Raw genomic sequence first — 11,850 nt, 5'->3', positions numbered from 1 at the left:
GAGGCTGACCACCCATGACCGACGACTCCGCGGACGCCCCCCGGGTCCTGTGCCCCGTGTGCCTGAGCCGGGTCGGACCGGACAGCGGGGAGCTGAGGGAGTGGCGGGACGGCGAGTACCGCCCGCTGTACGTCCCGGACGGGGCCACCGAGCGCATGCGGCTCCGGATCATGCGCACCCGGGCCCAGGTGCTGTGCCCCAACAGGGGCAACGAGTACCCCGAGCACCACCTCCCTTACCAGTACGTCAACCAGCGCCGCGACCCGGTCGTGGTCGCCCTCGTCGGGGCGCCGCGGTCCGGCAAGACCCACCTGCTCGCGTCGATGGTCGGCGCGATCCAGGAACAGGGCCTGAACCGGTTCGGCCTGTCGGCCTCCCCCCTGGACGTCAACGCGTACGAGCGGTTCACCAACACCAGGGTCCGCCCCCTCCTGGGCCAGGGCCGGGTCCTGGCGCGCACCAACGACGACGTGTGGGAGTTCGAGGTCGGGCTGATGGTCTCCGACGGCTCCGACCAGCGCGCGGTGGCCTTCTTCGACGTCTCGGGAGAGGTCATGGACACCGTCGGCAAGGTCTCCCGGCAGGCGTTCTTCGACAAGGTGGACGGGTTCGTGTTCGTCGTCTCCCCCGACGACCTGGAGGAGGACCGCGCCGACACCACCTTCTCCGCGGTCCTGGACGTGGTCGAGGACAAGCAGGACAAGGCGGCCGTCGTCGTGGTGGGCAAGGCGGACGTGTACCGCTACGAGCACCCGGTGGACCGGTGGCTGCGCGACGGTGTGTGCCTGGACGACGCCCCCCGCATCGCGGCCGAGACGGAGGACCTCTACGCGTTCATCGACCGGTACGACAAGGGCGGGAGCTACCTGAGGCCGTGGACCGAGTTCGGCCGGAGCGCGATCCACGCGGTCTCCGCGACGGGGGGCGCCCGGCTTCCGGACAGCCCCAGCTACTCGCGCCCGGTCCGGCCGCAGCGCACCCTCCAGCCCTTCCTCACGCTGATGGCCATGACCGGGGTCGCGACCAGCCCGGGGGCGCGGGGGGTGGGGCTGTGACCGCGGGACCGGGCGCAGGGGGGACCGGCAGGGAACCCCTGGAGCGGATCTCGTTCGGCTACCGCCGGCAGGGGCTGCTGGGGACGGGCATCGGACCCGTCGGGACGTCCCTGTCCGACAGCGCCGAGGGCTACATGCGGCTCGTCACGTGGCGGGACCGGCTGGACGGGGTGGTGGCCCCGGAGCTGCCTCCCGAGCACACGGCGCCGAGCTACTGGTACCGCAGGTTCCAGGACGGGCAGGGCGTCCTCCTGCGCCGGCTGCCCGAACCCGCCCCGTCCGACCGCCGGGGCAGCCGTGCCCGGGCGGTGGTCGGCGACGACCTGAACGCGCCCCGCGCGCTCCTGGTCGCGCTGGACGCCGTGCCCGACCTGGGCGCGTGGCTGTCCGAGCCCCGGGACCTCGAACGGGGATGGGCCTGCACGGCTCCGGCCCTCGTCCCCGGGAGCTTCTCCGACCTGCCCGAGCGGCTGGAGCGCGAGGCCGCGGCGCAGGCGGGCCTGGCGCCCCTGGTGGCGAGGCTGCTGCAGGCCCCCGGCTCCCCCGTGGACGTCGCCGTCCCGGCGGGCGCCCCCGCCCTGGACGAGAGATCGAGGCTGCTCCTGCTGTGGGGCGCCTACGTCGTCCTGCGGGACGTGCTCGGCACCGAGCGCAAGCCCCGGGGCGAGCGGTCCGACTGGTCGTTCTCCACCTACGAGCCCTGGCCGGAACGCGGCGCCGCCCCGACACGGCCGAAGATCGCGTTCCGGCCGCCGGGGCCCGCGGCCGGTGCGGGGTCCGGCGCCGCGCTCGACGTCCTCTCCGGCGGCGACGGGTCCTTCCACCACGGCCTCGCCCGCTGGCTCGTCGGACACCTGGAGGCGGGCACCGTGCTCGAGGCCACCGAAGGGCTGCAGGAGGACCGCGCGTCCGATCACCGCCGGGTTCTGGAGCTCCTGGCCGCGCGCATGCGGGAGTCGCCGGCGCGCCCCTCCCGAGGGGACACCGCCTCCGAGGACGGCCCGCCCCGGTTCGCGCCCCGCGGTGCGGCGGACGCCCTGTGGCCGACGGGGCCCGCGGCCCCGGACGCCTCCGCGGACCCCGCCGCACCGCAGGAGCGCGCCGACCCGGCCGGGCGCTTCCCGGGGGAGCGCCCCCGGGACGCGCGACCGGACACTTCCCGCACGGGGGAGGTGGAACCCCGGGACCGTCCGCCCGCGGACCAGGGGGTTCCCGGCCGCCCCGGCCCGGGCGGGCCCGACCGGGGGCCCCGCCGGGATCCGCCGCCCTCCCACCGGGCCGGGCACCGGGCCCCTGCGCTCCGGCGCCCCGCCTCGCTCCCGGGACCCGCGGCGACGCCTCCGGAGCACGTCCCCGAGGAGCTGCTCCGGCTCCTCGACGAGCTGGGCCGGACCCGGGACCCGGACCGGATCAGCGACCTGGCCACCCGGATCGTCGAGCACCGGTACCCGGGGTTCGGGCGCAGGCTCGTGGTGCGCGGGGCCGCGGCGGGCGGGTGGGAGGTCCGCCCGGGGCTCGTGGCCGCCCTGATCGTGCAGCTCCTCCTCGTGCTGATCGCGGTGGCGGTGTTCACGGGCAGTTAGGATGGCCTTTGTTGGAATCATTCCAGAAAAGTGCTTCAATGGGCCCATGCACCAGACGGAGACGGAGGCACTCCTCCGGGAGGCCTCGCTACGCGTGACCCGGCCACGGGTGGCGGTCCTGGAGGCTGTCGGGGCTCATCCGCACGCCGATGCCAGCACCGTCCTCCAGGCGGTCCGCGGCCAGCTCGGTGCGGTGTCCACACAAGCGGTGTACGACGTGCTCAGGGCTCTGACAGACGCCGGGCTCGTCAGAAGGATCGAACCGGAGGGGTCGGCGGCGCGCTACGAGCGGAGGGTGGGGGACAACCACCACCACGTGGTCTGCCGCAGTTGCGGCGTGATCGCGGACGTGGACTGCGCCACCGGAGCCGCCCCCTGCATGACGGGTTCGCAGGACCACGGCTTCGCCATAGACGAGGTCGAGGTCACCTACTGGGGCGTATGCCCCGCCTGCCAAGAGGCCTGACACACGACCGGTGCTCCACCGCAGCACCAAGAGATCCCACCTTAGGACCGAGGAACGAATGTCGCACGACAACACCAAGCCGCTGACGACAGCCAACGGCGCCCCCGTCGCGGACAACCAGAACAGCCTCACCGCGGGCCCGCGCGGCCCGATGCTGCTCCAGGACCTGTGGTTCCTGGAGAAGCTCGCCCACTTCGACCGCGAGGTCATCCCCGAGCGCCGGATGCACGCCAAGGGCTCCGGAGCCTTCGGCACCTTCACGGTCACCCACGACATCACCCGGTACAGCAAGGCCGCGATCTTCTCCGAGATCGGCAAGCAGACCGAGATGTTCGCCCGCTTCTCCACCGTCGCCGGTGAGCGCGGCGCGGCCGACGCCGAGCGCGACATCCGCGGCTTCGCCCTGCGCTTCTACACCGAAGAGGGCAACTGGGACATCGTCGGCAACAACACCCCGGTCTTCTTCTTCCGCGACCCGCTGAAGTTCCCCGACCTCAACCGCGCCGTCAAGCGCGACCCGCGCACCAACATGCGCTCGGCCGAGAACAACTGGGACTTCTGGACCAACCTCCCCGAGGCCCTGCACCAGGTCACCATCGTCATGTCGGACCGCGGCATCCCCGACGGCTACCGCCACATGCACGGCTTCGGCTCGCACACCTTCTCGTTCGTCAACGAGGCCGGCGAGCGCTTCTGGGCCAAGTTCCACTTCCGCACCCAGCAGGGGATCAAGAACCTCACCGACGAGGAGGCCGCCAAGGTCGTCGCCGAGGACCGCGAGTCCTCGCAGCGCGACCTGTTCGAGGCCATCGAGCGGGGCGACAACCCGAAGTGGACGTTCTACGTCCAGATCATGCCCGAGGCCGAGGCCGCGGACTACCGCTTCCATCCCTTCGACCTCACCAAGGTCTGGTCCAAGAAGGACTACCCGCTGATCGAGGTCGGCGAGTTCGAGCTCAACCGCAACCCCGAGAACTACCACGCGGACGTCGAGCAGGCCGCCTTCACCCCGGCCAACATCGTCCCGGGCATCGGCATCTCGCCCGACCGCATGCTCCAGGGCCGCCTGTTCTCCTACGGTGACGCCGCCCGCTACCGCCTGGGCGTCAACCACCACCAGATCCCGGTGAACTACCCGCGCGGCGCCAAGCTGGTCAACACCTACCACCGCGACGGCGCCATGCGCGTGGACGGCAACCAGGGCGGCGTCCCCGGCATCGAGCCCAACTCCTACGGCCGCTGGCAGGAGCAGCCCCAGTACGCCGAGCCGGCGCTGGCCGTGGGCGCGACCGCCGACCGGTTCGACTACCGCGAGGACGACGACAACTACTTCGAGCAGCCCGGCAACCTGTTCCGCCAGATGACGCCGGAGCAGCAGCAGGTCCTGTTCGAGAACACCGCCCGTGCGATCGACGGCGCCTCCCAGGCCACCATCGAGCGCCACATCGGCAACTGCACCAAGGCCGACGCCGCCTACGGCGAGGGCGTGCGCAAGGCCATCGAGGCCCTGCAGGCGGGCAAGGTCTCGCAGACCGAGCCCAACCCGAACAACGTTCCGGCCTGACCACACGCCTGAACGCCTGAGCACCCGGGTGCCAGGACACCGAGCCGACGCGGTCCCGACCGCGTCGGCTCGGCCCGTTCGCGGGACGGGCCCGGGTCGGAGGTCGGTCACGGCGAGGCTGCCGGCGCCCGGGAGGGACGGGGCCCGCCCGGGTCCGCCCCCCTGCGCGCGATGGTGGTATCAGGCTTCGACCGGCGTACCGGGGCCGATGTCGTACGCCTTCCGCACCAGGTCGGGACGGCGTCCGTCGTTGATCCGCCGGCCCCACTGGGCGTCGACCTGTGCGCGGACCTGCGGCTCCGTCTCCGCGGGGAGCAGGTGCCGGTAGCGGATGTCCTCGCCCAACACCACCTCGACGGTCTTCCGGTAGACCGGCTCGGGGTCGTACTGCTCGTGCGGGAAGGCGAGTTCGGCGTAGTCGTAGAGGCGCTCGGCCGGATCGTCGCGCCACTCCTTCCACGTCTCGAACATGGTGTCGTTGAACCCGGTGAGGAAGGGGCCCGGGTTGATCGTCGCCACCGTGACGCCGAACTCCGCGAGCTCCTGGTCCAAGGCGTCGGCGAACGCCTCCACCGCGTGCTTGGAGCCCGCGTAGGCGCCGGTGAACGGGTCGACGGTGAGGCCCGCGACCGAGGACATGAACACGATGCGGCCGCCGCGGCGGGCCGCCATCTGCCGGGCGATGCCCTGGGTGAGCAGGACGGGGCCGAAGACGTTCACCTCGAACTGGCGGCGGAGCCTCTCCTCGGGGATGTCGGCCGTGGCGCCGCCTTCGGAGACACCGGCGTTGTTGAGGAGGACCTCCACGTTCCAGGTCCAGGCCTTCTCCCGGTCGCCGGGATCGGTCACGTCGAGCTTCTCGACCCGCAGGCCGACGCCCCGTTCCCGGGCCTCGGCGCGCAGAACGCCGACCTGGGCGATGATCTCCACGCCCGCGATCACCTCGTGCCCGGCCCCGGCGAGCCGCAGCGCGACCTCCTTGCCGAAGCCGCTGCCAGCACCGGTGATGAGAATCGGTCCCGCCATGACGTCGCACCTTCCCCCTGCTGGGTGTCCGGCCCCTCCGGACAACACATGCCCCCGGCCCGCCGGCACGGGCGTGGACGTTCCCGCGGGCGCCGACGGGATCAGGTCCCCGGACGGCCCCCGCAGGGCCACGTTAGGTCCCCGGCGGCCACGGCCCCCTCGTGGCGCACGGGGCGGGGGAAAAAGCCTTCCGCCGTGACCGCCGGACGGGGGTCCGCCCGCCGCCGCGCACCGGGCGGGCCCGGGCGCAGGCCACGGGCAGCAGGAGGGGCCGACCGCAGCGACCGGATCGGCGTGCGGGCGGGGGACGCGGCGGGCCGCCGGCACCGCCGCCGCGCGTGCCCGCCGACGGACGGGCCGCGTCTGCGGTGCCCCGGCCGCTCCCATCGGAAGGGCCCCGGTCCGGGGGCTCCCGGAGGGGAGTTCCCGGACCGGGGCCCGGAGTCGGCCTGTGCAGGCAGAGGTCGGGGACCGTGGTCGTCCCGGATCAGGGCAGCAGGTCGGTGCGGCCGAACATCTCGGCGGCGGCACGGGCGCTCGGCGTGCCCGCGTCGAGGTCGGCCCCCGCCTCGACGAGCGCCGCGACCACGCCCTCCTCCCCCTTGAACAGCGCCCCGGCCACCGGCGTCTGGTCCTTGCCGTTGCGCAGGTCCACGTCGGCGCCGCGGTTGACGAGGGACCTGACCGTCCCCTCGTGTCCGTGGTAGGCGGCGAGCATCACCAGGCTGTTGCCCTGCTCGTCCTGGGTGTCCACGGGCAGGCCGTGGTCGAGGAACTCCATGAGCTCCTGCGTCCCGCCCTCCCGGGCGAGGTCCATGGCCAGGGCGATGATCCGCCCGGTCTGCTCGGGTGAGAGTTCGTTCATGGGTTCCATGCTAGAAGCGCCCCTCCGCCCCGCCCGACACGTGCCCGCCCCCGGCGCGGTGACGACGGCCACGCCCCCGGGGAGCACACCGCGGTCGGCGGCCGGGACCGCGTGAGCGCCCCCCTCGCGGGGAGCCCGCGCGGTCCCCCTCCGGGGCGGTGGCGGCCGGCGGCCTGTGGTGTACTGGCTCGCGATCGGATCGGAAGCGACGGACGGGAGCGGGGCATGCTGCTGAACCCCAGTGCAGGCGAGGGGTCCGCGGTGCGGGTCGGCGGGGCGGGACTCGACCGCGAGGAGCTGTGGGCCGCGGCGGGCGCCGTGGCCCGCCGGATCTCCGGGGCCGGGGCCGTCGCCGTCCACGGGGAGGCCTCCCTGTCCACGGTCGTCGCCGTCGTCGGCGGCCTGCTCGCCGGGGTCCCCGTGGTCCCCGTGCCCGCGGACGCGGGCACCGCCGAACGCCGCCACATCGTGCGCGACTCCGGGGCCGCCCTGTGGCTGGGCGCCCCGCAGGAGGGGATCGACCTCCCGGCGGTGCCGGTCGACCCGGCCGAGCGCGCCCCGTTCACGGCCCCCGAGCCCCCGCCCGGGGCCGCGGCGCTGATCATGTACACCTCCGGGACCACCGGCCGGCCCAAGGGCGCCGTCCTGTCGCGGCGGGCCGTCGCCGCCGACGTGGACGCGCTCGCCGACGCCTGGGACTGGACCCGCGAGGACGTCCTGGTCCACGGGCTCCCGCTGTTCCACGTGCACGGCCTGGTCCTGGGCGTGCTGGGGGCCCTGCGCGTGGGCAGCCCGCTGCTGCACACCGTCCGCCCCACCCCCGCGGCCTACGCCGCCGCAGCGCGCGGGGAGCACACGGGCCCGGGGCGCGGAACCCTGTTCTTCGGGGTGCCGACCGTGTGGTCGCGGATCGTCCGCGACCCGGACTCCGCCCGCGCCATGGCCGGTGCGCGGCTGCTCGTGTCCGGGAGCGCGGCCCTGCCCGACCCGGTGGCCGAGGGCCTGCGGGCCGCCTGCGGCCACAGCCCCGTGGAGCGGTACGGGATGACCGAGACCCTGATCACCCTGGCCGCGCGCGCCGACGCGCCCCGCCGCACCGGCTGGGTGGGGACGGCGCTGCCCGGCGTGGAGTCGCGGCTGCGCGGCGAGCACGGCGAGGAGGTCGCCCCGGACGGGGAGGCCGTCGGCGAGCTCCAGGTCCGGGGCGCCACCCTGTTCGACCGCTACCTCGGCCTGCCGGAGGCCACCGCGGCGGCGTGGACCGACGACGGCTGGTTCCGCACCGGCGACGCCGCGGTCATCGACGGGGACGGCTGGCACCGGGTGGTCGGGCGCATGTCGGTCGACATGATCAAGACCGGCGGCTACCGGGTGGGCGCCGGAGAGGTCGAGTCCGCGCTGCTCGGCCACCCCTCGGTGCGCGAGGCGGCCGTGGTGGGCGAGGCCGACGACGACCTCGGCCAGCGGATCGTCGCCTACCTGGTGGGGGACGGCGTCGACCCCGGGGCCGTCATCGACCACGTCGCCGCCCAGCTGTCGGTGCACAAGCGCCCGCGCGAGGTGCGGGTGGTGGAGACGCTGCCCCGCAACGCGATGGGCAAGATCCAGAAGAACCTCCTGGGCGGCGCGGCGGGCTGAGCCCCTCCCCCGCCGCCCGAGAGGCGGGTGTGCCCGTGGTGGCGCGGCGGCCGCGGTCCGCCGCGCCACCGCCGAGGGGGCGGTGTCACAGGGGCGGGGGTGCGGGGGCTCGGCGTTCAGCGGGATCCGGGGCGGGCCGTCCCCCGGGAGCGCCTGCCGTGCGGTCCCGCCCCTGCGGACCGGCCGCTCAGCCGCTGACCGCGAGGTTGGAGTTCCCGCTGCTCTGGTACCCCTCCGTCGCGAGGATCATGTAGTAGTTGAAGGCGCCCAGCCCCATCCCCGCGCGGTTCCACGCGTCGAAGTGGTTGCCGCTGGTGATGGTCCCGCCCGTCCTCCTGGACTGCCGCACGCTCCAGTACTGCGGGAACGTCCGGATGCCCTCGACGGAGGGGGCGTTGTACCGCATCGTGCGGTAGAGGTCGTACGTGCCGCCGTCGGTGTTGACCGTGCCCCGGTACTCCCCCGTGGGCCGGTAGTTCCCGTAGTTGTCGACGACGTAGTACTCCACCAGCGGGTTCGACGTCCACCCGTACAGGCACAGGTAGCCGTTGCCGGACGGGTTGAAGCTGCCCGAGTAGTTCACGTTCCTGCGGCTGCCGTTGCCCCAGCCCTTGCCGCAGACGAAGTTGCCCGTGTTCCTCCACGAGGTGCTGTAGCTGCCGCCGGAGCCCAGCGTCATGGAGACCGAACCGCCGCCGTCGGTCCAGAAGGAGTAGTAGAACCCGTTGTGGGTGCCGGTCTGGTTCTCGGTGATGGTCGTCCGGGCCAGGGCGGGGCCGGCCAGCAGCCCGGGCGCCGCCACCGCCAGGACGCCGGCGCCGCCGAGGCCGATGAATCTCCTGCGGTCGAACGGGCGGACGGGGTTGTCGGTCATGGTCGCTCTCCTCTTCGTGAGGCCGGCGCGGAGCCGGGAGGCGCGGCACGACCCGGTGGGGATGGCGGCGACCGGGGGCGGTCACCGCACGTCGGTGCCGTACGGCGCTGGGGGAACGGCGGATTGCCGTGACCGGCAGTATTCGTCCGCCTCCTCGGGGTTGTCAATGGTTTCCGAAATGTTTCGTAAACTCATGCAAGCCACAGTTCGCCAAAGGCCCAGTTCAGGCGGCTGGAGAAAGTGAAATCCGGATCATCCCACGAGTTGTCAGCGCGCTGAGCGGGAACTCGGACCCGATTTCTCGAAACATTTCGGAACCACTTGGGTCGACTTCGGCGAATACCGACGCGCTGGCGTCGCCCACGGCAGGCGGTCGACCGATCCACGGGGCCCTTCGCCCGGATCCGCTCCACATGCGTCCATGGCGGCCTGGGGTGCGCGCCCAGGGGAACCATCGGCGACGCCCTGCCCGAGCCGGCGGACCGGGTACCGCCCTGTCGGGGACCCGCCCGGGCACAGGTGTGCCCAGGAGCGCCCGGCCGCCCGCGCTCCGGTCAGGCCTCGACCAGGGCCTCCGGGGTCGGCGGAACGGTGAGCAGCTCCTCCGGCGCGGTCAGGTACCAGGCCTCCAGGGTGAGCTCGCTGAGCTCGTCCAGGTCGATCCCGTCCAGGTGGACGACCACCCAGCCGAACCCGCCCGCGGTGAACTGCACCTCGAACACCTCGGGCCGCTCGGCCACGAGCGCGGTCTGCTCCAGCAGGGTCTGCTTCAGCCCCACGGTGGCGGTGTCCGGCCACAGGTAGCCGAACGGCTTGCCGCGTACGCGGAACGTCGTGTACCGGTCCGACTCCGTGTGCTCGCACCCCGGCAGCGCTCGCACCAACCGCAGAAACCGCTCGATCTCAACACCCATGGGGTGAGACAACCACATCCCACCGACACCGCGAGCCCGGTGGCGGCTTCGGGCCGCCCGTCCGTCCGTGCCCCGGGTCCACACGGAGCGGATTCCCGGCGAGCACGACCAGCGGCACGGCGGAGGCCGTCGGGGAGGAAGCGTGTCCCAATCCCGACCAGGGGGCACACCGTGATTCTGGGTAGAGAAGTACACAAAAGGGAGGAACGCAGGACATATCACCCGACCGGGGCGGGCAGCGGGTCCCCGGCGGACACGGCGGTACGGCGTGTCCGCCGGTGCGGCGAGGAGGCTTCGACATGGAAGCGGTGCAGATCAGCAGCATCGGTACGGCCCTGCCGCCCGCTGCCCTGGACCAGACGGACCTGCCCGGCCTGCTACCCGCCGACCACCCCGGGGAGCGGCTCCTGCGCAGGATCCTGGCGGGTTCGGGGATCCGCAAACGCCATCTGGTGATCGACCCCCGCGTCGAGGACGGCTCACACTGGTCGACGGCCGCCCGGATGCGCCGGTTCCAGGACGAGGGTCTGCCCCTGGCCGCGGAAGCGGTCGGGGGAGCGCTGGACCGGGCGGGGGTCCCGGCCGACGAGGTCGGCCTGCTGTGCCTCGTCTCCTCGACCGGCTACGGCACCCCCGGGGTCGACTCCCGGCTGCTCCGCGACCTGGGGATGCGGCCCTCCACCCGGCGGCTCGTGGTCGGCCACATGGGGTGCTTCGCCGCGCTTCCCGGTCTGGCCGCGTGCGTCGACTTCGCCAGCTGCCACCCGAAACCCGCCGTGCTCCTCAGCCTCGAACTGTCCTCGCTGCACCTCCAGCCCCCGCCGTGGGACGTGGAGCAGTTCGTCATCAACTCCCTGTTCGGCGACGCGGCCGTGGCCCTGGTCGTCGAGGGGGACGCGGGCCGGCCCGCGGACCACCCCGCGCCGCTCGTGCTGGACCTGGCCTCCCACACCGACCACGGGCACGAGGAGCACATGACCTGGGAGGTGGGGGACCAGGGGTTCAGGATGGGCCTCTCCGCGGCCATCCCCGACCTGATCGCCGCCTGCCTGCCCGGCCTGGTCGCCGACCTGCTCTCCCCGCACGGGCTGACCCCCGGCGACGTCGACTGGTGGGCGGTCCACCCCGGCGGCCGGCGCATCATCGAGGCCGCCGAGGAGAGCCTCTCCCTCGGCCCCGCGGCGACCCGGGCCTCACGGCACGTCCTCCAGGAGTACGGGAACTGCTCCTCCGCCGGGCTCCCGCTCGTCATGGCCGAGCTCCAGGACACCACCCCCCTGGCCCCCGGCAAGCACGGGGTCGCCATGACCTTCGGCCCCGGCCTGACCCTGTACACCGCCCTGCTCCAGGGCACGTGAACCGCGCCGCCGCACCGGACTCGGGGAGGGACCGTGCACGAGGAGACCACACGCCTGCGCTCACTGCTCGACCGCGCCGACATCTGCGACCTGCTGGCCGAGTTCGTCCGCCGCCTCGACGACCGGGACTTCACCGGCTACGCGGCCCTGTTCACCGAGGACGGGGTCCTCCGCATGCCGGGGAGGGAGCACCGCGGCCGCGCCGGCCTGGCCGAGTACGTGGAGGCCGACCTGGGGCACTACCACCGGACCCACCACCTGAGCGCGAACCACCGGGTGGAGGTCGACGGCGACCGCGCCACGTCCCGCTCCTCCATGCACGCCGTCCACCTGCGCAGCGCGGACGACCCCGCGGACTGGTGGTCGGTCGGCGGCTGGTACGACAACACCTACCGGCGGGTGGGCACGGTCTGGCGGTTCCACACGGTGGACATCACCCCGGTCTGGCTCGGTGAGGGGCCCTGAGCCCGACCACTGCCCCCGGCGGGAGGCGGTGCGCGGCAGGAG

The 11,850-nt window shown here is 73.6% G+C and carries 11 protein-coding genes; 7 read left to right on the top strand and 4 right to left on the bottom strand.

Annotated elements, in window-relative coordinates:
- Nucleotides 1-14: 14 nt before the first annotated feature.
- Genes ACIRPH_RS28520 through ACIRPH_RS28505 form a run of 4 tightly spaced genes read left to right on the top strand, consistent with a single transcriptional unit; the run spans nt 15 to nt 4,668 of the window.
- Entirely contained in the window at nt 15-1,055 is a 1,041-nt protein-coding gene (locus ACIRPH_RS28520; RefSeq protein ID WP_402919773.1) for a hypothetical protein, read from the top strand.
- Nucleotides 1,052-2,638 (top strand): hypothetical protein, encoded by a 1,587-nt coding sequence (locus ACIRPH_RS28515; protein ID WP_402919771.1) that lies wholly within the window; start codon nt 1,052-1,054, stop codon nt 2,636-2,638. The genes ACIRPH_RS28520 and ACIRPH_RS28515 overlap by 4 nt, the downstream gene beginning before the upstream one ends.
- Nucleotides 2,639-2,684: 46 nt before the next feature.
- The gene (locus tag ACIRPH_RS28510) at nt 2,685-3,104 is read left to right on the top strand and encodes a Fur family transcriptional regulator (RefSeq protein ID WP_267949320.1); all 420 of its coding nucleotides are present in this window, start codon (nt 2,685-2,687) and stop codon (nt 3,102-3,104) included.
- 58 nt (nt 3,105-3,162) lie between these two features.
- The gene (locus tag ACIRPH_RS28505) at nt 3,163-4,668 is read left to right on the top strand and encodes a catalase (protein ID WP_402919769.1); all 1,506 of its coding nucleotides are present in this window, start codon (nt 3,163-3,165) and stop codon (nt 4,666-4,668) included.
- Nucleotides 4,669-4,848: 180 nt separating this feature from the next.
- On the opposite strand, the gene ACIRPH_RS28500 is transcribed toward ACIRPH_RS28505, so the two are convergent.
- A complete protein-coding gene (locus ACIRPH_RS28500; RefSeq protein WP_402919767.1) occupies nt 4,849-5,694 on the bottom strand; it encodes an SDR family oxidoreductase in 846 nt (281 codons plus the stop codon).
- Between the two features lie 487 nt (nt 5,695-6,181).
- Nucleotides 6,182-6,559, bottom strand: coding sequence for an ankyrin repeat domain-containing protein (locus ACIRPH_RS28495; RefSeq protein WP_267949317.1), 378 nt, complete (start codon nt 6,557-6,559; stop codon nt 6,182-6,184).
- Between the two features lie 225 nt (nt 6,560-6,784).
- Here ACIRPH_RS28495 and ACIRPH_RS28490 point away from each other — a divergent pair, with 225 nt between their 5' ends.
- Complete coding sequence (locus ACIRPH_RS28490; protein WP_402919765.1) at nt 6,785-8,197, top strand: acyl-CoA synthetase; 1,413 nt, start codon at nt 6,785-6,787, stop codon at nt 8,195-8,197.
- 187 nt (nt 8,198-8,384) lie between these two features.
- Here the strand turns inward: ACIRPH_RS28490 and ACIRPH_RS28485 are convergent, their stop codons facing one another.
- A complete protein-coding gene (locus tag ACIRPH_RS28485) occupies nt 8,385-9,071 on the bottom strand; it encodes a glycoside hydrolase family 11 protein (RefSeq protein ID WP_402919764.1) in 687 nt (228 codons plus the stop codon).
- Nucleotides 9,072-9,625: 554 nt separating this feature from the next.
- Nucleotides 9,626-9,985 (bottom strand): MmcQ/YjbR family DNA-binding protein, encoded by a 360-nt coding sequence (locus ACIRPH_RS28480; protein WP_330156236.1) that lies wholly within the window; start codon nt 9,983-9,985, stop codon nt 9,626-9,628.
- Between the two features lie 299 nt (nt 9,986-10,284).
- Here ACIRPH_RS28480 and ACIRPH_RS28475 point away from each other — a divergent pair, with 299 nt between their 5' ends.
- On the top strand, nt 10,285-11,343 hold the full coding sequence (locus ACIRPH_RS28475) for a type III polyketide synthase (protein WP_402919762.1): 1,059 nt from the start codon (nt 10,285-10,287) through the stop codon (nt 11,341-11,343).
- Between the two features lie 33 nt (nt 11,344-11,376).
- The gene (locus ACIRPH_RS28470; RefSeq protein ID WP_402919760.1) at nt 11,377-11,808 is read left to right on the top strand and encodes a nuclear transport factor 2 family protein; all 432 of its coding nucleotides are present in this window, start codon (nt 11,377-11,379) and stop codon (nt 11,806-11,808) included.
- Nucleotides 11,809-11,850 lie beyond the last annotated feature (42 nt).

It is taken from the genome of Nocardiopsis sp. NPDC101807 (assembly GCF_044766605.1).
GTDB lineage: Bacteria > Actinomycetota > Actinomycetes > Streptosporangiales > Streptosporangiaceae > Nocardiopsis > Nocardiopsis tropica.
The sequence above is the reverse complement of the archived record's forward strand: the minus strand, read 5'-3'. Positions and strand labels throughout refer to the sequence as shown.